Here is a 21,584-nt window from a genome sequence, read left to right as displayed (position 1 = left end):
GACCACCAGGGAGCGCAGAGCGTGCCAGGTATCGTCCCCACCACCTCGCCGGCCGGCGAACGGCGCCCCGCGCCGCGCCGGGCCCCCCAGCCCCAGCCCGTCCACTCCTCGCTGGTCTGTGTGGCCCTGCCGGGCCTCGCGGTCTCGTCCCCTTCAGGACAGCTGACCGGCCAGGGCCTCGACGGCTACTACCGCGACGGCCTGCGGACCCTCTCCCACTGCGAGGTGCGGGCCGCGGGCGAGGAACCACTCGTCGTCCAGGGACGGCTGGTCGCCGCGCACCGCGCGTGGTTCGTCGGCACGGTCCGCAGGGTCGGCGAGCGCGGACCGGACCCGGACATCCGCATGGAGCGGCTGCGGTCCGCCGACGGCTCCGAACAGATCACCTTTCGCAGCAGCGCCACCCGGCCCCTCCGGCTCCCGGTCGAGATCCGGCTGGGCACCGACCTCGCGGAGCTCGGCGCCGTCGCCGTCGGGCTCGGCGGGACCGGGCTGCGGGCCGCCGTCCATGGATCAGGACTCCGCTGGTCCGCCCCCGGGGCGCACGCGGTGGTCGCCGCGACGCCCGCGCCTCAGGACGTGCTGGCGTCGGCGGGCCTGCTGTGCTGGGAGCTGGACCTGCCCCCTGGCGGTCACCGCACCATCGAGCTGCGCGTCCGGCTCGACCACGACGTCGACGGCCCCCTGGGCGACCCCCCGGCCGGCCGGCGGCGCCCCAGCAGGATCCCCGGCCCGCGCACCCAGGCCCCCGTTCCCCGTGCGCGCGGTGACCGTCCACCGCGCCCCTGGTCGCCCGCACGGCTGGAGTGCGACGACCACCGGGCCGACGACCTCCTGGCGGGCAGCCTCGACGATCTGTACGGCCTGCTGATCCGCGACTCCGCCGGGCCCATGGACACCTACGTCGCAGGTGGCTTTCCCTGGCGGTGCGGCCTCGCGCCGGCGGAGGCGCTGTGGACCGCCCGGATGCTGCTGCCCCTGGGCACCGGGCTCGCGGTGGGCACACTGCGCGCGCTCGCCCGCACTCAACAAGCCACGCCGGGGGCGGATTTCGGCCTGATTCCCGGGGCCCTCCGGGATGCCGGACCGCATGCCCCGCCCGGCTGCACGGGCATCGAGGCCACCCTGCTGTTTCCCACCGTCCTCGCGGAAGCGCGCCGCTGGGGCCTGCCCGACCAGGACACCGAGCGGCTGCTGCCCGCCGCGGAACGCTGTCTGCACTGGCTGCTCAGCACGACCGGACGGACCGGACCGTGGCACGGCGGCTATGTCCCCGACCCCGCGCCCGGCGGTCCCTACCGCTGCGAGACCCAGGCCCACGCGCACCGCGCCGCGCTCCTGGGCGCCGACCTCCTCGACACCGCCGGTTCGTCCGGTGCGGCCGCGCTGCGGGAGTGGGCCGCGGATCTGCGTGCCCGGTTCCGTACGGACTTCTGGCTGGAGGACCGCGCGGGCGGCCGCCCCGCTGCCCTGCTCACCGGCGACGGCCGGCCGCTGCCGCACCTGGGCTCCACCGCGGCCCATCTCCTCGACACCGGCCTGCTCGGCGGGGGCACCCTTGCCCCCGGCCTGCTGGACGCGGCAGGGACCGACCAACTGGCCAGACTCCTGGGCGGCCCTGCCCTGGACACCGGCTGGGGGCTGCGGGGGCTGGGCGCCAAGGAGAGCGGCTACAACCCGTTCGGCCACCGCAGCGGCGCGGTCCGCGTCCACGAAACGGCTGTCGCCGTCGCCGGACTGGCCGCCGCCGGCCACGACAAGGCGGCCGGCGCCCTGGCACGCGGCGTCCTCGACGCCGCGGAGGGCTTCGGCCACCGCCTCCCGGAGATGTACGCGGGGGAGCAGCGCACCGCCGACGGCGCGCCCGTCCCGCACCCGGCGGCCTGCCGCCCGGCAGCCGTGGCGGCGGCCGGTGCGGCCCAGATACTGATCGCCCTCGCCGGCCTGCGCCCCGACGTCCCCGCCGGGACGGTGACCGTCCGTCCACTCGGCAGCGCACCGCTCGGCGCGATGCAGTTCACCGGCCTGAGCGTCGCTGGGCAGCCGTTCGCCGTCCGGATCAGCAGGCTCGGCATGGGGATGGTGGAGGCGGCGGCGGACGGTCTGCAGCTGGGTTCCTGACGGACATCAAGACCTGTTTATCGTCAAGGGGACGACTATGATCGCGGACATGCCTCCCTACGACCCGTCGGCCTTTCCGCCCTTCGCCGTCACCGTCGACCTGGTCGTGCTCACCGTGCGCCGCCACGCGCTGTGCGCGCTGGCCGTGCGCCGCGGTGAGCCGCCGTTCCAGGGCCGCTGGGCCCTGCCCGGCGGGTTCGTCCGGGCCGATGAGGACCTCGCGGACGCGGCCGCCCGGGAACTCGCCGAGGAGACCGGCCTGAACGCCCAGTCCCCGACGGGCCCGGCGCCCGCGTACGGCGCGCACCTCGAACAGCTCGCCACCTACGGTGACCCTCAGCGCGACCCCCGTATGCGGGTCGTCAGCGTCGCCCACCTCGTCCTCGCCCCCGACCTGCCCGCCCCGCGGGCCGGCGGCGACGCCCACAGCGCGCGCTGGGCACCGGTGGAGACCCTCCTGGACCAGGACGGCACACACGGCCGCGACAGCGAGCTGGCGGCGCCGCTGGCCTTCGACCACGCGCAGATCCTCGACGACGGTGTCGAGCGCGCCCGCTCGAAGATCGAATACTCCTCCCTCGCCACAGCCTTCTGCCCGCCGGAATTCACCGTCGGCGAGCTGCGGCGGGTCTACGAAGCGGTCTGGGGCGTCGCCCTTGACCCCCGTAACTTCCACCGCAAGGTGACCGGCACTCCTGGCTTCCTGGTGCCCACCGGCGGTACGACGACCCGTCAGGGAGGCCGCCCCGCACAGTTGTTCCGCGCCGGCGGCGCCACGCTGCTCAACCCGCCGATGCTGCGCCCCGAGGTCTGAGCCGCACAGCGCGGCACCGCGGGACACGGCGGGACACCACGCCACGGTAATTACGAGTAAATAGGACATATCGCGTTACCTTGGCCGGGTGAGCCCTCTCGTACCCCCCGCAGCCGCCGAACGGTCTCACGCCCCGCGAGGGACGCGATGATCCAGGCCGTCGGACTGACCACTGCACCCCGCGGCGAACTCCCGCCCGCCGTCGACGACCTGAGCTTCGAGGCGCGGTCCGGGCAGGTGACCGTGCTCCTCGGCGCCGCCGCCGCCGGCAAGACCACCGCCCTGCGCCTGATGCTGCAACTCGAACGCGGCCGCGGCGTCACCCTCTTCCGCGGCCGCCCCCTGCACCGCATCCCCAACCCGGCCCGCGAACTCGGTGTCCTGCTGGGTGACACCCCCGCAGACCCGTCCCGCACGGCCCGCGGACATCTGCGCATGCTCAGCGCCGCCGCCGGCGTCCCGGCCACCCGCGCCGACGACGTACTCGACCTCGTCGGCCTCAGCGGCCTGGCCGACAAGAGACTGGGCGAGTTCTCCCGCGGCATGGACCGCCGGCTCGGCCTGGCCGCGGCCCTCATCGGCGACCCGCACACCCTCGTTCTCGATGAACCCGCCGACGGCGTCTCCCGGCGCGAAGCGGCGTGGCTGCACGGCCTGCTGCGCGACTACGCAGCACAGGGCGGCGCCGCCCTCGTCACCTCCCGCGACGCCAAGGAGGCCGCACGGATCGCCGACCGCGTGGTCACCATCCAAGAAGGTCGACTTGTCGCTGAACAGGAAGCGGCCGACTTCGCCCGCACCCGCCTGCGCCCCCGCGTCGCCGTCCGCTCCCCGCACGCCGACCGCCTCGCCACTCTCCTCGTCGACGACTCCCAGCGCGCCGACCACGCTGCGGACCCCGCCGTCGCCCGCGCCATCGAGGTCGTACGCGAGAGCGGCACCCGCCTCGCCGTCTACGGCAGCAGCTGCGCCGCCGTGGGCGAGGCCGCCTTCCGCCACGGCATCCTCGTGCACCAGCTCGCTGACGAGGTCGGTGACACCGGCCCGGTCACCCCGCTCCAACGCGCCGACGGCCGGCTCCCGGCCCCCGCCGCCGATGACCCGCCCGCACCCTCGCCCCCGGACGACGCGGTCCCCGCGCCTGCCCCCACGCCGATGATCCGCGTCCTGCAGGCCGCCCGCGCCGCCATCGCCCCCAAAACCACGGACACCGTGTCCGACACCCTCACCCTTCCGATCGTCAGCCCCACCGTCCCCGCTGCCCGCCCTGCCCGGTCCGCGACACCGGTCGTCGAAAAACTCGCCATTCCCCGCCTGCCCGCCCCCGGCCCGGCCTGGCCGCTGCGGTACGAACTACGCCGCACGCTGAGCGACCGCACCGGCCTGTTCGTGGCCGTCGCGTCCGTTGTCGTATCCGTGGGTCTGGCACTGCTGATGGCTCGGCACGGCGACGCCCCGATGTCCCGAGTCCTCACCGGCTGGCCCCGTCAACTGCCCTTCCCTCCGGCGGCACTCGGCGCCGGACTCCTCGGAGCGCTCGCCTTCGGCCAGGAGTTCCGCTACCCGGCACTGGCCCCTGAGCGCGGAACCGTGCCCCGCCGTCTCGGACTGCTCGTCGCCAAACTGTTTCTCAGCGGTGCCTCCGCTCTGGGCCTCGGCGTCTGGGTGCTCACCGCCGACGAGGCCGGCGTGCGCTACCTGCTCGGACCGGCTTCGGTCACCAGCATCACCGAGTGGCCTGTTCTTGCCGCGGGTTGGCTGGGTCTGCTGGTCGGCTGTGCCTGGGCGGGCGTACTGGCCGCCGGTCTGTTCCGTTCCACTGCAATGGGGTTGGCAGCCGTGCTCGCCGTACCCGTCGTCGTCCTGCCGCTCGTACAGCCCGTGGTCGGCGAACCCACGGCCCGATCACTGGCGGAGCTCCCGGGACGACTGGGGTCGTCGGCTCTCTATCAGTGGCCGTCCGGAATCGACCAGGCCGTATCGGTCGCCTTGCGCCTTGCGACCCAACCTGTGGGCAGCGCAATGGCGTTGTCGCTGACCCTGTTGGTCTGCGCGTATGTCTTCACGTTGTTCCGTGGCTGGGCACGCTGATCCCGTATGACGCCCGTTTCGCAGCCCTGTTGTTGCGCTGCTGTCCACAACTCGCCGCAGGCGGCGCATTTCTTTCCGATAAAGCGTCAATTGGGAGATGACGGGCGATCACCCTTTCGTGTGCTTTTCACCAAAGACCTCAAGGGTGTTCAGGGTGTCGCCGACAAAGGATGCGTGAGTACCCTTGCGCACACCATGATGACCGCGGCTCGCCCCGGCGACACCGGCCTCGCAGGTCCGGGCGAGCTTGACCGCTACCCCTACGCCACCGGCGCCCATGCCGCGCACGCGGCAGGCGTGGATCGCACCGAGCGTGTCTCGCCGGTGTGGGACGGCTCCGAAGCCGAGATGGGCCGGGTCGGCCGTCGCGCCGCCGGCAGCCGAGGCCGCGGCCTGCACGGCCAACTCGTCCAGCAGTTGGGGCAGATGATCGTCTCCGGCGATCTCGGCGCCGACCGCCCGCTCGTCCCCGAAGAGATCGGCCAGCGCTTCGAGGTCTCGCGGACCGTCGTCCGCGAATCGCTGCGCGTCCTCGAGGCCAAGGGCCTGGTCAGCGCCCGCCCCAACGTGGGCACCCGGGTCCGCCCGGTCAGTGACTGGAACCTCCTCGACCCCGACATCATCGAGTGGCGGGCCTACGGACCACAGCGTGACGACCAGCGCCGGGAGCTGTGCGAGCTGCGCTGGACCATCGAACCGCTCGCCGCCCGCCTCGCCGCCGGCCACGGCCGCGAGGACATCCAGCAGCGCCTCGCCGACATGGTGGAGATCATGGGCCACTCCGCCGCCCAGGGCGACACCGTCACCTTCGGCCGCGCCGACGCCGAATTCCACACCCTGCTGCTCTCGCTCGCCGGCAACCGCATGCTCGAGCACCTCTCGGGCATCGTCAGCTCCGCGCTGCACGTCTCCGGCGGCCCGTCCGGCGGCTGTGAGCGCCCGATCGAGACGTCCGTGGGCCAGCACATGCGGATCGTCGACGCCATCGGCTCCGGCGACGCTACGGCGGCCGAGTCCGCGATGCGCCAGCTCCTCGTCGCTCACGGCGAGGCCGGCGGCCAGGGCTCCGGGACGCCCGTCGACCACGTTGTCCCCGCGCCCCGCGAGCACTGAAGGTCGGTACCCGGACATGTACGGACCGTGGGCGCCGCGCGGCGAGGTGGCCCGCGCCGCCGACGGGCGGGGTGCCCCGTGCGTGTCGAAGGCACGCAAGGTCGTCGGATCCGGGGCGTCGCCCGGGTCCGACGATGGACCTTAGGAGGGTTGCATGTCATATGACAGGGAATGGGTCGTTATGGGGTGTGACTCGGGCCACGCAGATTGGGCGTAACGCTCTTCGGGGAAGCGCGATGACTTAAGAGGTGATAGCCGAGGAGGGAATACGGACGGCGTTTGTGACGCTGTTCAGCTCCCCGGCTGCCCCTGCGCCGTCGGTTCATCCCCACCGGCGGTCGTCGGCTCCGATCCACACTGGACGGGGTCGGAAGCCGTTTCCATCGTTCCGAGAGGTTGTTCGTGTCGGCCAGCACATCCCGTACGCTCCCGCCGGAGATCGCCGAGTCCGAGTCTGTGATGGCGCTCATCGAGCGGGGAAAGGCTGATGGGCAGATCGCCGGCGATGACGTGCGTCGGGCCTTCGAGGCTGACCAGATTCCGCCAACCCAGTGGAAGAACGTTCTGCGCAGCCTCAACCAGATCCTCGACGAGGAGGGTGTGACGCTGATGGTCAGTGCCGCAGAGGCGCCCAAGCGCACCCGCAAGAGCGTCGCAGCGAAGAGTCCGGCAAAGCGCACCGCCACCAAGACCGTCGCGGCAAAGACCGCCACGGTGAAGAAGGCCACCGCCGCGGCCGCCGCCCCGATGGCGGACCCGGCCGGCGAGACCGAGCCCGCGCCTGCCAAGAAGGCAGCGGCAAAGAAGACCGCCGCCAAGAAGACGGTCGCCAAGAAGGCGGCCGCCAAGAAGACCACCGCCAAGAAGACGGCGGCCAAGAAGGACGTCGACGAGCTGCTCGACGACGAGGCGACGGAGGAGACCCCGGCGGCGCCCGGCAAGGGCGAGGCGGCCGATGCCCCCGAGGGCGCCGAGAACGCCGGCTTCGTCCTGTCCGACGACGACGAGGACGACGCTCCCGCGCAGCAGGTCGCCGCGGCCGGCGCCACCGCCGACCCGGTCAAGGACTACCTCAAGCAGATCGGCAAGGTCCCGCTCCTCAACGCCGAGCAGGAGGTCGAGCTCGCCAAGCGCATCGAGGCGGGCCTGTTCGCCGAGGACAAGCTGGCGAACTCCGACAAGCTCGCGCCGAAGCTCAAGCGCGAGCTGGAGATCATCGCCGAGGACGGCCGCCGGGCCAAGAACCACCTCCTGGAGGCCAACCTCCGGCTGGTCGTCTCCCTGGCCAAGCGCTACACCGGCCGCGGCATGCTCTTCCTGGACCTGATCCAGGAGGGCAACCTCGGCCTGATCCGTGCGGTCGAGAAGTTCGACTACACCAAGGGCTACAAGTTCTCGACCTACGCGACGTGGTGGATCCGCCAGGCCATCACCCGCGCCATGGCCGACCAGGCCCGTACGATCCGTATCCCCGTCCACATGGTCGAGGTCATCAACAAGCTCGCGCGCGTCCAGCGCCAGATGCTCCAGGACCTGGGCCGCGAGCCCACCCCGGAGGAGCTGGCCAAGGAACTCGACATGACCCCCGAGAAGGTCATCGAGGTCCAGAAGTACGGCCGTGAGCCGATCTCGCTGCACACCCCGCTGGGCGAGGACGGCGACAGTGAGTTCGGTGACCTGATCGAGGACTCCGAGGCGGTCGTCCCGGCCGACGCGGTCAGCTTCACGCTTCTGCAGGAGCAGCTGCACTCGGTGCTGGACACCCTCTCCGAGCGCGAGGCCGGCGTGGTCTCCATGCGTTTCGGCCTCACCGACGGCCAGCCCAAGACGCTGGACGAGATCGGCAAGGTCTACGGCGTCACCCGCGAGCGGATCCGTCAGATCGAGTCCAAGACCATGTCCAAGCTGCGTCACCCGTCGCGCTCCCAGGTACTGCGCGACTACCTCGACTAGCCGAACGGACACGGACCGCCCCGCGAGCCCGGTTCCTCCCTTGTGGAGGGGCCGGGCTCGCGGCCGTCCGGGTGCGGGGGACCTCCGTTTGGGTCACTCTGGGTGGGCGACCACTGTCCCCAGAGTCAGGAGTCCGTATGCGTCCGTCACACGCCGTTCTCGGAGCCCTCGCACTGGTACTCGCCCTGCCGGCAGCCGCGGCCGCCGACGAATCCGTGGTCGGCGGCACTCCCGTACGCGTCGCGCAGAGCCCATGGGCGGTCGCTCTCGCCTCTCACGACCGGTTCGGTGCCGCGCGCTCCGGACAGTTCTGTGGCGGCGTTCTGGTCGGCAGCTCGACGGTGGTCACGGCCGCACACTGCCTGAGCCGGGAGGTACTGGGAGTGCCCTGGCAGCAGGTGAGCGACCTGCGGGTCGTCATCGGACGCGACAACCTCACGCGCGGTGGCGGCCATGAGCTCAAGCCTGCGAAGGTCTGGGTGAACCCGGCATACGACAGCTGGACGAACGAGGGTGACATGGCCGTTCTCACGCTGCCCAAGCCGGTCACCAACCGGCCGATCCCGATAGCGGGCGGCGACGACACCGCCTATCAGGCGGGCAATGCGGCCACCGTCTACGGCTGGGGGGACATGACCGGCGAGGGCAGCTACGCCTCGAGACTGCGCTCGGCCGATGTGAACGTGCTCGAGGACGCGGTCTGCGCGCGGGCCTACCCGGGCAACGCCGACGGTACGTACAAGCCCGAATCCATGCTGTGTGCGGGGGAGCCGGGCGGCGGGCGGGACGCCTGCCAGGGGGACAGCGGCGGGCCCCTGGTGGTGCGCGGCCACCTGGTGGGGCTGGTGTCATGGGGGACCGGCTGCGGCAAGGCAGGCAGTCCCGGCGTCTATACGCGTGCCACGGCTCTGCTCCCTGCGATCTCCGGCCATGGCGCCGGCTGAACGGTATGGGTGGCCGCAGGGAAGGGAGCGCCGGAGCATACGAGTGCGGGCGGCCTCCCCGGTTGTGCCGGGGGAACCGCCCGCCGCACGGCCTCAGGCCGCTGCTCGCTCGTCGTGGATGCGAAGTGTCAGCGTTCCTCTTCGGACGCGGACGTCGGAGAAGCGGTCAGCCGCTCCGTCTCGTCCTGTATTTCCGCGGCGATCTTCTTGAGTTCTGGCTCGAACTTGCGACCGTGGTGGGCGCAGAAGAGCAGTTCGCCGCCGGACATCAGGACGACGCGCAGGTATGCCTGGGCGCCGCAGCGGTCGCAGCGGTCAGCGGCCGTCAGCGGGCTCGCGGGTGTCAGAACAGTAGTCACGTCGCCTCTTCTCTAGCTCGACGAGCTGTCGTACCAGGGTCAACATCCAACCAGGCCGAAAACGTTCCCGCTTGTGCCTTTTCCTCGAAAAAAATTCTTCGAGGTGGCCGGGTGCTGCCGGGTGGCGGCGAATGAGCCGTATTGCGTGGTGGTCTGATTCACGTTGGTCGTTGGGATCTGCCCTCCCGGCTGGCTTGCCGGTTGTTGATGAGGACGTGCCCGGAGCCTAAATGGTTCATGCCTGGAAGGGAACGTGATGTGCACGTCACTGGGACGTCATACTATCGAGGGATCGAACGCGTGAGCGAAACCCTACTACGATGGACGTGCTTACGGGTGGCGTCACATCGGCTCTACCAGGCCTCGGTACCCTCTCACCGGCGACACCGCCACAACCGAGTCCGCGGAATGCGGACTGCCAGAAATTCAGCGAGGAGCGAACCGCGTGACCGCCGAGATGTCCGTGCCGTCCACCGCAGTGCTGACCGGGGCAGACCGGGACGGATCCAACTACACCGCGCGGCATCTGCTCGTCCTCGAGGGTCTGGAGGCCGTCCGCAAGCGTCCTGGCATGTACATCGGCTCGACGGACAGTCGCGGCCTGATGCACTGCCTGTGGGAAATCATCGACAACTCCGTCGACGAGGCGCTGGGCGGCTACTGCGACCACATCGAGGTGATCCTCCACGGCGACGGGTCGGTGGAGGTACGGGACAACGGCCGTGGTATCCCCGTGGACGTCGAGCCCAAGACCGGGCTCAGCGGCGTCGAGGTCGTGATGACGAAGCTGCACGCCGGCGGAAAGTTCGGCGGCGGCTCGTACGCGGCCTCCGGCGGCCTGCACGGCGTCGGCGCCTCGGTCGTCAACGCGCTCTCCGCGCGCCTCGACGTCGAGGTGGACCGCAACAGCAAGACGCACTCCATCAGCTTCCGCCGCGGCGTCCCCGGTGTCTTCACCGAAACCGGCCCGGACGCCCCCTTCGACCCCGGCAACGGCCTGCTCAAGGGCAAGCGGGTCGCCAAGACGAAGACCGGCACCCGGGTCCGCTACTGGGCCGACCGGCAGATCTTCCTCAAGGACGCCCGGCTCTCCCTGGAGACGCTGTACGCCCGCGCCCGCCAGACGGCCTTCCTGGTGCCCGGCCTGACCCTCGTCGTCCGCGACGAGCGCGGTATCGACGGCGCCGGCAAGACGGAGGAGATCTTCCGCTACGACGGCGGCATCAGCGAGTTCTGCGAGTACCTGGCCCAGGACAAGGCCGTGTGCGACGTCCTGCGCCTGACCGGCCAGGGCACCTTCAAGGAGACCGTGCCGGTCCTGGACGACCGCGGCCACATGACACCCACTGAAGTCACCCGGGAACTGGCCGTCGACATCGCGCTGCGCTGGGGCACCGGCTACGACGCGATGGTCAGGTCGTTCGTCAACATCATCGCCACGCCCAAGGGCGGCACCCACGTCTCTGGCTTCGAGCGCTCGGTCACCAAGACCGTCAACGAGGTGCTGCGCACCCAGAAGCTGCTGCGGGTCGCCGAGGACGACGTCGTCAAGGACGACGCCATGGAGGGCCTCACCGCGGTGGTGACCGTCCGGCTCGCCGAGCCGCAGTTCGAGGGCCAGACCAAGGAGGTGCTCGGCACCTCCGCCGCCTCACGGATCGTCGCCCAGGTGGTGAGCCGGGAACTCAAGGCGTTCCTGACCTCCACCAAGCGCGACGTCAAGCAGCAGGCCCGCTCCATCCTGGAGAAGGTCGTCGCCGCGGCCCGTACGCGCATCGCCGCCCGTCAGCACAAGGAGGCCCAGCGGCGGAAGACGGCTCTGGAGTCCTCCTCGCTGCCCGCCAAGCTCGCCGACTGCCGCAGCGACGACGTCGACCGCAGCGAACTGTTCATCGTTGAGGGCGACTCGGCGCTCGGCACCGCGAAGCTGGCGCGGAATTCCGAGTTCCAGGCGCTGCTGCCGATCCGTGGCAAGATCCTCAACGTCCAGAAGTCGTCGATCTCGGACATGCTCAAGAACGCCGAGTGCGGCGCCATCATCCAGGTCATAGGGGCCGGATCCGGGCGTACTTTCGACATCGACGCCGCCCGCTACGGCAAGGTCATCTTTCTCGCCGACGCCGATGTCGACGGCGCCCACATCCGCTGTCTGCTGCTGACCCTCTTCCAGCGCTACATGCGGCCGATGGTCGAACAGGGCCGGGTCTTCTCCGCCGTACCGCCGCTGCACCGGGTCGAATTGGTCAACCCCAAAAAGGGCCAGGACAAGTACATCTACACCTACTCGGACAACGAACTGCGCCAGACGCTGCTCGAACTCCAGGCCAAGAAGGTCCGCTACAAGGACAGCATCCAGCGCTACAAGGGCCTGGGTGAGATGGACGCCGACCAGCTCGCCGAGACCACCATGGACCCGCGCCACCGCACCCTGCGGCGGATCAACATCAGCGATCTCGATGCGGCAGAGAAGGCATTCGACCTCCTGATGGGCAACGAAGTCGCCCCCCGTAAGGAGTTCATCACCAACTCCGCCTCCACTCTGGACCGTTCGCGCATCGACACCTGAGCCGCCGGGGATTGCCATGGGCGCCTCTTCCACCCCTGGGTGGAGAGGCGCCCATGGCGTTTCCCATCCGCTGTCCACCCTGGCTCCGATCCGGTCGGCTGTGCCGTCTCCGTGACGTCGGGAGCACCGAAAATTCCCGTTCCACGGAAGCCAGGCCATGAGCGGCGTGCTCACCGTCGTCGCGCTGGCCGGCGCCGCCGTCTGGGCCTGGACCACACGCAACTGGACGTAACGGACGGCGAGGTGTGGGCCTAGGGCGGCTGGGCGACGGCAGGCGTGTGGCTGTGTGGGACGGCGGCACGCATCGGGGTCCTGGGGCCATCGCCTCGTTCCTGGGTATCCACCAGGGCAGCCTGGCCGTCACCCTCTCGATCGCGGCGATGCTGCGGTCCCGGGCCGGCGTCCTCACCTGGCGGGCCCAGGCGGCCCGGCGGACGTACCGTGTCCCTGTTGCAGGCTGATGCCTCTGCGCGCCCCGGACCGCTACGCCCCGACGAACGACCGCACGTGCCGCTGAACCACTGGACGAGCCGGCCCCTGCGGGAGCCGCGTCCCGTGAGGGCCTCGGCGAAGTCCGGCGGTGGATCGGCCGGGCGGTCCCCGTCCTGGTGGTGGGGGGTTTGGTGTGGACCGCCCTGGCGGGGCAGGTCTTCAGCGGCTGGGGCCTGGTGGCGGCTGCCGCCGGGATGGCCGCCGCCATGCCGGCGTTCTGCGGCTTCTTCCGTACGACACTGGCATGCCGACTGTGGCCGTCCATCGGCCTGTTCCTCCTTCTGGAGGCCGGAGGCCGCTGCGTTCGCTTTCGCGCTCGCCAGTGCGCGGATACCCGCGATCGCCCTGTGGTGCGCATGCGCCATCACCGCGATGGAGCGGCTGCGGCTCAGTGTCGCCGTCCCGTGCTCCGCTGCCGCTCTCGGCGCGTACGCCGCGATGAACACTGACAGCCGGCTCACGACCACCCACGACCACCACGACCACCACGACCACCGCAGGCCTCGCGCCGGCTGGTTACGTCGTACGGCTGGACGCCGAGGCGCGTGGCAACGCCCAGCGGCTGCCGGCCCAGGAACGCGCGGCCCGCACGGCCGAGGCCGAGACGGCCGCACGGGCCGAACGTGGCCGGATCGCCCGCGAGATCCACGAGGTCGTCGCCCAAAGCCTCAGCGCCCAGCTGGTCCACCCTGAGGCGGCACGGCAGATGATCCAGCGCAGCACCGGCCTCGAGGCCGACCGTGATCTGCTCCTGGAGCGGGTGGTCGCGTGCCGGGGAATGGCCCGCGAAGGGCTTGACGGGGCGCGTGAGGCGTTTTCCGCGTTGCGCGGGCCATGATCCCCATCGAGGACTTCCTGCGCCGTCTGGCGGCCGCTGAGGGCGCGTAGCCGGATGTCAGGGGCAAGTGGCGCACCGTATCGGCAGAGGCGGGGGCTCGCGGTCCGGCGGGTGGCGCAGGAGGCGCTGACGAACGTATGCACGCATGCGCCGGGCGACCGGGTGAGCGTGCGGCTGGGGTACGCGGACTGTGGCGTAGGGCTCAAGGTGCGCGACTCGGGGGCAGCGGCGCGCCCGCCACATCCGGACGGACCACCCGGGCACCCAGGTAAAGGTGCTCACCACCTACGCCGACGACGACTCACTCTTCCCCGCCCTCCAGGCCGGCGCCTGCGGCCACCTGACCAAGGACGCGGACGGCGACGAGATCCTCCGCGTCATCGACGATGTGCTCTCCGCTGAGGCCAGGCTGTCACCGAAGATCCAGCGCCGCCTCCTGGAGCGCCTCGCCGAACCCGTACCCACACCAGGTCGCAGCCCCCGGACGAGCCGCTGGACGGGCTGACCGCCCGCCACACCGAAGTGCTGCGCCCCGTCGCTGAGGGTCACCCGGACCCGCAAATCGCCCGTGGGCTCCACGTCTCCACCGTGACCGTGAAGGCCCACATCAACAAGCTCTTCGCCAAGGCCTGGGCGCGGGACGGGCTCAGGCGGTCCGCTACGCCTACCGCCACGGCCTCGCACACCCGCCCGGACGACCCACCTGATTCAGTGAACCATTCGGAATGAAGAGTCCCGGATCTTCCTTTCTGTCCATCCTTGGGCCCACGGTCAACAGGTCCGTGCGACAAGGAGTGTTCGGTGGACAAGCAGGACGGCCGAGCGGCCGATGAGCCAGGGGACGTGCGGCTCGACGACCCCTGGTACGAGACGCCCGCGTCCGGATGGGGGGAGTGGGACGACGACGCGACCGACGAACGGAGCGGGCCGGGCCGCACGCAGACACCCGCACCGGTACCGCGGGCCGTGACCCACGACGAGGTCTACCTGGCGGTGCAGCGAAGCGCCGCCTTCCAGGAGGTACGCCGCCGCTACCGGCGCTTCGTTGTGCCGGCCACGGCTGTCTTCCTGGCCTGGTACCTCGCCTACGTGATCACGGCCACCACCGCACCGGGGCTGATGTCGCACCGCGTCGCCGGCGCGCTCAACGTCGCGATGCTGGCCGGACTCGGACAGTTCGCCACGACCTTCCTGCTCACCTGGGCCTACGCACGGCATGCGCGGGTGCGCCGGGACGGTGCGGCGCTCGACATCCGCTGGGAGACCCAGGAACTGACCGGAGGGAACGTCCGTTGACCGGCGACCACCAGACCCTCGCGCTGCTCCTGTTCAGCGTGTTCATCGCCGTCACCCTGGCGATCACCACCTGGGTGGGCCGCCGCAGACAGGGCTCCGCCGAGGAGTTCTATGCAGGCGGCCGGCTCTTCTCGCCCATGGAGAATGGTTTCGCCATCGCGGGTGACTACATGTCCGCCGCGTCCTTCCTCGGCGTCTCCGGCCTGATCGCCCTCTTCGGCTACGACGGCCTGCTCTACTGCGTCGGCTTCCTCGTCGCCTGGCTCGTCGTCCTTTTCCTGGTCGCCGAACTGGTCCGCAACTGCGGCAGGTTCACCCTCGCCGACGTCGTCGCCGCCCGGATGCGCGAACGCCCCGTCCGCATCGCGGCCGGCGCAGCCTCCGTCACCGTCTCCGTGCTCTACCTGGTCGCCCAGATGGTCGGCGCCGGCAGCCTGGTGACGCTCCTCCTCGACGGGGCGGGCGCACAGGCCCACACCTGGATGGTGATCGTCGTCGGCGCGCTGATGGTCGTCTACGTTGCCTTCGGCGGCATGCGGGCGACGACATGGATCCAGATCGTCAAAGCGGTGCTCCTCCTGGGAGGCACCATTGTGCTGACCGTCCTGGTGGTGGCCCGCTTTCACGGTGACATCAACGGGCTGCTGAACACCGCCGCCGAACGTAGCGGCCACGGACGCGCGTTCCTCGCACCGGGACTCAAGTACGGCGACGACTGGACATCACGCCTCGACTTCATCAGCCTCGGCCTCGCACTCGTCCTCGGCACCGCCGGCCTGCCGCACATCCTGGCCCGCTTCTACACCGTGCCCACGGCGCGTTCCGCCCGCCGCTCCGCCGTCTGGGCCATCGGCCTGATCGGCGGCTTCTACCTGATGACCATCGCGCTGGGCTTCGGCGCCGCCGCGGTGCTCGGCAGCGACGCCGTCCGTGCGTCCAACAAGGCGGGCAACACCGCGGTTCCACTGCTCGCCCTGGACCTGGGCGGGGGCGCCGGTTCGGCCGGAGGAACGGTTCTCTTCGCCGTCGTGGCCGCAATCGCCTTCGCCACGATCCTGGCTGTGGTCGCCGGCATCACCCTCGCCTCGTCCGCTTCCGTGGCCCACGACCTGTACGCCTCGCTACGGCGCTCCCGCGGGACGAAGGGGGGCGGGCAGCGCAGTGAGGTGGCCGTGGCGCGCATCGCCGCGGTGGCCGTCGGCGCCGTCGCCATCGGCCTCGCGCTCCTCGCCCGGGACCTGAACGTCGCCTTCCTGGTCGGCCTGGCGTTCGCCGTCGCCGCATCGGCCAACCTGCCGGTCCTGCTGTACGCACTCTTCTGGCGCCGCTTCACCACCCGCGGCGCGGTCTGGTCGGTCTACGGCGGCCTGCTCCCGGCGATCACGCTGGTCGTCCTGTCACCGATGGTCTCCGGCACTTCGGAGTCGCTCTTCCCCGGACTGGACTTCGCCTTCTTCCCTCTGGAGAACCCCGGTGTCGTATCGGTCCCGCTGGGCTTCCTCATGGGATGGCTGGGAACCGTGCTCTCACCGGAGTCCGCCGACGAGGCCCGTCATGCGGAGACGGAGGTCCGGTCTCTTACGGGAGCGGGAGCTGCCTAGAAGCACTCAGACCCATTCGTAACGGTGCTCGGGGCGTCCGGTCTCGCCGTACCTGAGGGTGAGGCGTACCCGGCCGGTGCGTTCCAGGAGCTTGAGGTAGCGCTGGGCGGTCTGCCGGCTCAGCCCCGCCTGGGCGGCGACGTCCTGCGCGGACAGCGGGGCGTCCGCAGATCGCAGCACCAAGCGCACTCGGTCAGCGGTTGCGGTGGAGTGCCCCTTGGGCAGCTCGGTGGAGCCCGCGCCCGACGCCCCCAATGCACCGAAGATCCGGTCGACTTCGGACTGCTCCGCCTGCCCGCCGCTCTCGAAGGTACGGTGCAGCGCCGCGTAACTGTCCAGCTTGGAGCGCAGGCCCGCGAAGGTGAAAGGCTTGACCAGGTACTGCAGCGCGCCGTGACGCATGGCGGCCTGCACGGTCGCGATGTCGCGGGCCGCCGTCACCATGATCACATCAGTGCGCAGACCGCGCCGCCGGAGGTCGGCCACCAGTTGGAGGCCTGTCTCATCGGGGAGGTAGTGGTCCAGAAGGATCAGATCCACGGGGTGCGCATCCAGGGCGGCCCGTGCTTCGGCGGCACTGTGAGCCAGGCAGCTGACGCGAAATCCGGCGATCTTGGCGACATACGCGGCGTTGATCTCCGCGACCCGCACATCGTCGTCCACGACCAATACGTCGATCATCGGCCGGCTCCCGTGGCGTCTGCCGCATCCTCAGCGCCGGCGGAGCACTGAGAGCCTTCGGACCGGCCGGGACTCTCGGCGGCAGTGGTGTCCGCAGGCCCTTCGTGACGCGACGCGTCACACGTCGGCCCACCGAGCTCTTCGGGCAGCGCGTCGGGGACCGTCACGGTGAACACCGCGCCACCACCAGTACGTCCGCCCACCGTGGCGCTGCCGCCGTAACGCTCGGCGAGGCGGCGAACGAGCGCCAGGCCGATGCCGCGCTGCCCGTGCGCCGGTGGTTCCTTGGTCGTCCAGCCCTCGGTGAAGATTTCCGCGCGACGGGCCTCGGGCACACCGGGTCCGTTGTCGCAGACCTGGACAATGGCGGTCCGGCCCTCTGCGCGGATCTCCACCTCCAGCCGCGCGTCCCGCTTGCCCGCCGTGGCGTCCAGGGCGTTGTCGACGAGGTTGCCCAGGACGGTGACCAGGCTGTGCGGGTCGACCAGGCGGTCGGGCAGGTAGGTATCGGGCGAGAGGCCCAATGAGGCGCCGCGCTCGGTGGCGACGGTGGCCTTGCCGACCAGAAGGGCGGCCAGCAGCGGATCGCGAATGCGTTCGGTGACCTGTTCCGCGGTTGCCCGGTGCACGCCCACAACCTCTGTCACGAACTCGACGGCCTCCTCGTACAGCCCGAGTTCGAGCAGTCCGAGGAGCGTGTGCAGCCGGTTGGCGTGCTCGTGGTCCTGGGCGCGGAGGGCATCGATAAGACCGCGGGTGCCGTCCAGTTCACGGCCCAGCCGCTCCAGCTCGGTGCGGTCGCGCAAGGTGACCACGGCACCTCCGTCATCGGTGGGCATCCGATTGGCCACCAGGACACGATGCCCGCTCACGGCGAGCAGATCCGTCCCGGATACCCGGCCGGCGAGCACGTCGGTCGTACGGCCCGGTGGCAGCGTCTCGTCCAAGGGGCGGCCGGTGTCTTCGGCACACAGGTCGAGGAGACGCTGCGCCTCGTCGTTCATGAGGCGGATCCGGCCGTGCGTGTCCAGCGCAACGAAACCTTCCCGGATGCCGTGCAGCATCGCCTCGCGCTCCGCGAGCAGCGCAGAGATGTCGGAGAAAGCCAGGTCGTGCGTACGGCGCTGCAGGCGGCGGGCGACGAGATAGGCGGCGAGGGCACCCACGGCCAGGGCTCCACCCGCGTAGGCGAGCAGTTCGGGCACGGTGGAGAGTAGCCGCCCCTGCACGCTCTCGTACGAGATGCCGACCGACACGGCTCCGACAACTTTGCCGCTCTCGTCGCGTAGCGGAACCTTGCCGCGTGCCGACCGGCCGAGTGTGCCCTCGTCGATCTGCATGACCTCCTTGCCGGAGAGGACAACACTCGGGTCCGTGGAGACGTGGTGCCCGATCTCGTCCGGCTCGGTGTGGGACCAGCGCACACCTCGCCGGTCCATGATCACGACGTACTCGGCGCCTGTGGCGGCGCGAATCCGCTCGGCGTCGCTCTGGACCGGACCGTGCCGCGTAGGGCGGGAGGACTCCAGGGCGTCGTCAAGACGCGGCTCGGCGGCAGTGGTCTGGGCGATGGCGAGCGCGCGGCGCATCGCCTGATCGTCGAGTTGCGCGCTGAGAGGGGCGAGGAACAGGCCGGTCGCGAGCGCGGTGACACCCGTGGCGATGGCCAGCTGCATCATCAGCACCTGCGAGAAGACGCGGCGGGGCCAGCCAAGGCGCAGCCTGGTGGCGGTGCGCGGGCGGTCGGCCGGGGCCGGGCCTGCTACGGCGGACTGGCTGCTGTCGCGTCGATCAGCGCTGCCAAGCACGCCCATGGACGCATCGGAGCGCGGCGTGTGGCCCGAGGGCCGTGCGGCGCTCGGGCGCGAGGCCGGTACGTCCTTCTCGCCCATACGAACGAACAGTAAGCGCGGACCGGACCGGGCCGGTAATCCCTGCCGGGCCGAATTCGGAGGGTGGTCGGGGCACGACTCTCATATGACCGCATGGCGACGCCGCACGGAGTTATCCACAGGCCTTTCGGTTGCGGATTGTGCGCGCCTAGCCTCGCAGGGTGAAGAGGCGGGTGCTCATGACGCCCGGGCAGTCGCAGTGGACCTGCGGCGGCGAGGCGCAGGCCAGGTGCGCGGATGCGCGAAGGGGGACGGCAATGTGGTCGATGCGGGGGCGGCGCAATGAGGGGCAGGGCACGGCAGCGAGGGGTGCACGGCGTGTGATCACGGTGCCGGACGCAGTGGCGGCGGTGCTGGGTGTTCTTGGGCTGGGAGTGGCATTCGGGGTGTCTCTGGGGCTGGCGGTGACGCGCGGCGGGGCACCGGGCGCCGGAGTGCCACCCGCAGAGCCCTGCCGCTGTAGGTGCCACACGGAAACCAGGAAGCGGGACCGGCCCCCGGCGTCAGGAGACCGGAAGGGCGAGCGCGGGCCACGCCATGGCGGCGGTGCCGACGGCGCCGGCGATGGAGGTGACCGTCATACGCGCCGGTGGGCCGAGCGGCGCACCACAGCTAGCGGGCGCCGGAGCACCGTCGGTCCGCTGCTCCACCACGACGCGCCAGGCGCGACCGTCGGTGTGCGTAACGGAAACGGACCAGGTGGGAGTACTTCCCGCAAACGGCCCGCCCGCAAGCGAGCGGTCGTCGGCCCGCCTCGCTTCGGGCCGCACCGCGTCGGTCCGTACGACGTCGAGTGCGTCCGCCCGCTCCTCCCGGATCAGCTCGCGGACCGCGAGGTCGGCGGCCTGCTCCGGCCGGCCCCACGTAGAGCGGCCGCGGCAGTGGTCGAGCGTGATCCGTCCGTCGCGAGCCGCTTCCACGGCCTCCTTGACGAGAGGGGCCGAGGCCCGTCCGTAGGCGTAGCCGTACGGGAGGACGAGCAGCGTGGGGGAGAAGCGGTGGCCGCCGATGTGGGTGACTTCCCAGGCCTCGGCTCCGCCGGCGGCGAGCTCGGCGGCCAGCGGCCGGCCAAGGAGCGCGCAGCAGCGGTCCCGCTTGCCGTTGGTGCAGATGAGGACCAGGGGCTCACCGACGTACGGGTTCCAGAGGCCGCCGTGCTCGCCGGCGCCCAGCGCGGCAAAGTCCAGGCCGAGGGTGGCGTGCGGGTCGGTGACTGTGGTGGTGCGGATCCAGGAGCGGCCCGGCGCGGTGTGCGCGACGAACAGCCGGTGCCGGGAGGCGCCGTGGCAGTCGGCATGCCGTCCGGGTCTGCGGATCAGGGCGACGCGTACGTCCGTACCGTCTGTCGCAGCCTCGAGGGCCCGGCCGAGGTGCGGGTCGAGGTGGCTGTTCGTCAGCGCATTGGCCCCCCAGGGGCCGGTTTGCTCGATGAGCAGCCAGGTGCGGGCGGTGGCAGCGGTCCCGGCGACGGGTTCGGCCGATTCGCGGGAGGCGGTAGCGCAAGTGCTCACGAAGGTAAGCCTAACCTGAGTCTCCGTGGTGGTTCTTCATGCCCCGGCGCCACCGGCTGTCACGGCAGTGGCTGCGGGGGGCGGGGGCCGCTGTACTGCCCACTGGGGCGCATGCGCAGTGGGCGTTCGCCGTACTCCTCGAGTGCGTGCGCGATCCAGCCCGCCGTGCGGGCGACGGCAAAAACCGTTTCGCCGGCCTCGGGAGGCATCCCTGCCGACACGGTCAGCACTGCCAGTGCAAGATCGACATTGGCGTACAGCTCGGTGTGCCGGGCCGTGGTGCTGACCACCCCACGCGCGGCCTGCAATGCCGTCTGTGCCTGCGGTACATCCGCCAGCAGCGCAAACAGTGCACGGGCCCGGGGGTCATCTCCCGGGTAGAGAGGATGGCCGAGGCCTGGTACACGGCGACCCTCGCGCAGATGGTCGGCGACGACCGCGGCAGCGCTGCCCCGGTTCAGCACATCGAGCAGCATCCGGTGAGCGAGTGCGCTCGCCGCGCCATGCAGCGGGCCGTCCAGCGCTCCGAACCCGGCCGAGATGATCGCGTACGGGTGGGCGCGCGCCGAGGCGGCGACCCGCACCGCGAGTGTCGAGGCGGCGAGGTCGTGATCGATGAGCAGAACCAGCGCGGCATCCAGGACGCGCAGCGACGCTGCGTCGGCGGGCGCAGAGGTCAGCCGCGACCACAGTCGCGGTGCGAGTGACTTCATGTCGGACGACTTGGGGGACTGCGGCGGAAGGGCCTCGACGAGGGTGGGGATGAGGCTGCGCGCGGTGTCGAGAACGGCGTCCTCGGACAGGTCGAAGCGCAATGGGTCGGCGGCCGCCGCGGCGATCACGGCGACTCGCAGTCGGTCCATGGGGCCGCTGTGCTCCGGGAGCGAGTGCACGGCGCGGCGAGCAGCGGTCAGTGCGTCCTGCGGCGCCGTGAAGCAGGTGCCACGGCGCAGTTCACCGGTCCACAGCCACTCGGCAACTTCCTCGTAGTGGTAGTGCGCGGCGAGCTCCGCCGTATCGACGCCACGGAAGTAGCAGCGGTCCCTGTCGATCAGTGTGATACCTGTGCGGACCGCCAACTCACCACCGGCACCGGATGGTTCCCGGCGGCTTCCGCGGCGCGCGAGTGCGTCGACCTCCTTCGCGTCGAAGGTGCTGCCGCGGCTCCCCGGTTCGCGGCGGCTGGTCAGCTGGCCGCGGCTCACATAGGCGTACACCGTCTCGGGCTTCACACCGAGCCGGTCGGCCGTCTCCCGGGTGCTCAGCCGCTGCCTGGTCGCGTCATAAGACCTGTCTTGATCCGCCATGGGGT

Annotated in this window: 16 protein-coding genes and 1 pseudogene; 12 read left to right on the top strand and 5 right to left on the bottom strand. The window is 70.9% G+C overall.

Features of this window, described 5'->3' with window-relative positions; translation table 11 throughout:
- Nucleotides 1-120: 120 nt before the first annotated feature.
- The 6 genes from AB0D04_RS16870 (at nt 121) to AB0D04_RS16845 (ending at nt 9,036) form a co-directional block, all read left to right on the top strand.
- Nucleotides 121-2,121: a glycogen debranching N-terminal domain-containing protein gene (locus AB0D04_RS16870; protein WP_362703538.1), complete on the top strand. Its 2,001-nt coding sequence runs from the start codon at nt 121-123 to the stop codon at nt 2,119-2,121.
- A 49-nt stretch (nt 2,122-2,170) separates the two neighbouring features.
- Nucleotides 2,171-2,935 (top strand): NUDIX domain-containing protein, encoded by a 765-nt coding sequence (locus tag AB0D04_RS16865; protein ID WP_362703492.1) that lies wholly within the window; start codon nt 2,171-2,173, stop codon nt 2,933-2,935.
- A 147-nt stretch (nt 2,936-3,082) separates the two neighbouring features.
- Nucleotides 3,083-5,026, top strand: a complete 1,944-nt coding sequence (locus AB0D04_RS16860) for an ATP-binding cassette domain-containing protein (RefSeq protein ID WP_362703491.1) — start codon at nt 3,083-3,085, stop codon at nt 5,024-5,026.
- A gap of 120 nt (nt 5,027-5,146) precedes the next feature.
- On the top strand, nt 5,147-6,139 hold the full coding sequence (locus AB0D04_RS16855) for a FadR/GntR family transcriptional regulator (RefSeq protein WP_362703489.1): 993 nt from the start codon (nt 5,147-5,149) through the stop codon (nt 6,137-6,139).
- Between the two features lie 402 nt (nt 6,140-6,541).
- A complete protein-coding gene (locus tag AB0D04_RS16850; protein WP_362703487.1) occupies nt 6,542-8,092 on the top strand; it encodes an RNA polymerase sigma factor in 1,551 nt (516 codons plus the stop codon).
- A 137-nt stretch (nt 8,093-8,229) separates the two neighbouring features.
- On the top strand, nt 8,230-9,036 hold the full coding sequence (locus tag AB0D04_RS16845; RefSeq protein ID WP_362703486.1) for a serine protease: 807 nt from the start codon (nt 8,230-8,232) through the stop codon (nt 9,034-9,036).
- Between the two features lie 128 nt (nt 9,037-9,164).
- Here AB0D04_RS16845 and AB0D04_RS16840 read toward each other — a convergent pair whose 3' ends face one another.
- Entirely contained in the window at nt 9,165-9,395 is a 231-nt protein-coding gene (locus tag AB0D04_RS16840; protein WP_362703484.1) for a hypothetical protein, read from the bottom strand.
- Between the two features lie 445 nt (nt 9,396-9,840).
- Here AB0D04_RS16840 and AB0D04_RS16835 point away from each other — a divergent pair, with 445 nt between their 5' ends.
- The 6 genes and pseudogenes from AB0D04_RS16835 (at nt 9,841) to AB0D04_RS16810 (ending at nt 16,188) form a co-directional block, all read left to right on the top strand.
- A complete protein-coding gene (locus tag AB0D04_RS16835; protein WP_362703483.1) occupies nt 9,841-11,961 on the top strand; it encodes a DNA topoisomerase IV subunit B in 2,121 nt (706 codons plus the stop codon).
- A gap of 278 nt (nt 11,962-12,239) precedes the next feature.
- Complete coding sequence (locus tag AB0D04_RS16830; protein ID WP_362703481.1) at nt 12,240-12,422, top strand: hypothetical protein; 183 nt, start codon at nt 12,240-12,242, stop codon at nt 12,420-12,422.
- A 476-nt stretch (nt 12,423-12,898) separates the two neighbouring features.
- Nucleotides 12,899-13,291 carry a histidine kinase dimerization/phosphoacceptor domain-containing protein gene (locus AB0D04_RS16825; RefSeq protein ID WP_362703536.1) on the top strand — a complete coding sequence of 131 codons (393 nt, stop codon included), beginning with the start codon at nt 12,899-12,901 and terminating at the stop codon, nt 13,289-13,291.
- A 241-nt stretch (nt 13,292-13,532) separates the two neighbouring features.
- Nucleotides 13,533-13,998 (top strand): annotated as a pseudogene (locus AB0D04_RS16820) (response regulator transcription factor); the annotation flags it as partial.
- Between the two features lie 94 nt (nt 13,999-14,092).
- On the top strand, nt 14,093-14,587 hold the full coding sequence (locus AB0D04_RS16815) for a DUF485 domain-containing protein (protein ID WP_362703480.1): 495 nt from the start codon (nt 14,093-14,095) through the stop codon (nt 14,585-14,587).
- Nucleotides 14,584-16,188: a cation acetate symporter gene (locus tag AB0D04_RS16810; protein ID WP_362703479.1), complete on the top strand. Its 1,605-nt coding sequence runs from the start codon at nt 14,584-14,586 to the stop codon at nt 16,186-16,188. The genes AB0D04_RS16815 and AB0D04_RS16810 overlap by 4 nt, the downstream gene beginning before the upstream one ends.
- Nucleotides 16,189-16,194: 6 nt before the next feature.
- On the opposite strand, the gene AB0D04_RS16805 is transcribed toward AB0D04_RS16810, so the two are convergent.
- The 4 genes from AB0D04_RS16805 to AB0D04_RS16790 form a co-directional block, all read right to left on the bottom strand.
- Nucleotides 16,195-16,869 carry a response regulator gene (locus AB0D04_RS16805; protein ID WP_362703477.1) on the bottom strand — a complete coding sequence of 225 codons (675 nt, stop codon included), beginning with the start codon at nt 16,867-16,869 and terminating at the stop codon, nt 16,195-16,197.
- Nucleotides 16,866-18,548 carry a sensor histidine kinase gene (locus tag AB0D04_RS16800; protein ID WP_362703535.1) on the bottom strand — a complete coding sequence of 561 codons (1,683 nt, stop codon included), beginning with the start codon at nt 18,546-18,548 and terminating at the stop codon, nt 16,866-16,868. The genes AB0D04_RS16805 and AB0D04_RS16800 overlap by 4 nt, the downstream gene beginning before the upstream one ends.
- A gap of 716 nt (nt 18,549-19,264) precedes the next feature.
- Nucleotides 19,265-20,272 carry a sucrase ferredoxin gene (locus AB0D04_RS16795; protein ID WP_362703476.1) on the bottom strand — a complete coding sequence of 336 codons (1,008 nt, stop codon included), beginning with the start codon at nt 20,270-20,272 and terminating at the stop codon, nt 19,265-19,267.
- A 59-nt stretch (nt 20,273-20,331) separates the two neighbouring features.
- Nucleotides 20,332-21,579: a citrate synthase gene (locus AB0D04_RS16790; protein ID WP_362703474.1), complete on the bottom strand. Its 1,248-nt coding sequence runs from the start codon at nt 21,577-21,579 to the stop codon at nt 20,332-20,334.
- Nucleotides 21,580-21,584: the final 5 nt, after the last annotated feature.

Source organism: Streptomyces sp. NPDC048483 (assembly GCF_040651455.1).
Lineage (GTDB): Bacteria > Actinomycetota > Actinomycetes > Streptomycetales > Streptomycetaceae > Streptomyces.
This window is presented reverse-complemented; position numbering and strand designations above follow the sequence as displayed.

Bases quoted from the DNA above. Each gene is read 5' to 3' on its own strand.
- AB0D04_RS16865 (WP_362703492.1), top strand. From the start codon at position 2,171: ATGCCTCCCTACGACCCGTCGGCCTTTCCGCCCTTCGCCGTCACCGTC.
- AB0D04_RS16860 (WP_362703491.1), top strand. From the start codon at position 3,083: ATGATCCAGGCCGTCGGACTGACCACTGCACCCCGCGGCGAACTCCCG.
- AB0D04_RS16845 (WP_362703486.1), top strand. From the start codon at position 8,230: ATGCGTCCGTCACACGCCGTTCTCGGAGCCCTCGCACTGGTACTCGCC.
- AB0D04_RS16805 (WP_362703477.1), bottom strand. From the start codon at position 16,869: ATGATCGACGTATTGGTCGTGGACGACGATGTGCGGGTCGCGGAGATC.
- AB0D04_RS16800 (WP_362703535.1), bottom strand. From the start codon at position 18,548: ATGATGCAGCTGGCCATCGCCACGGGTGTCACCGCGCTCGCGACCGGC.
- AB0D04_RS16790 (WP_362703474.1), bottom strand. From the start codon at position 21,579: ATGGCGGATCAAGACAGGTCTTATGACGCGACCAGGCAGCGGCTGAGC.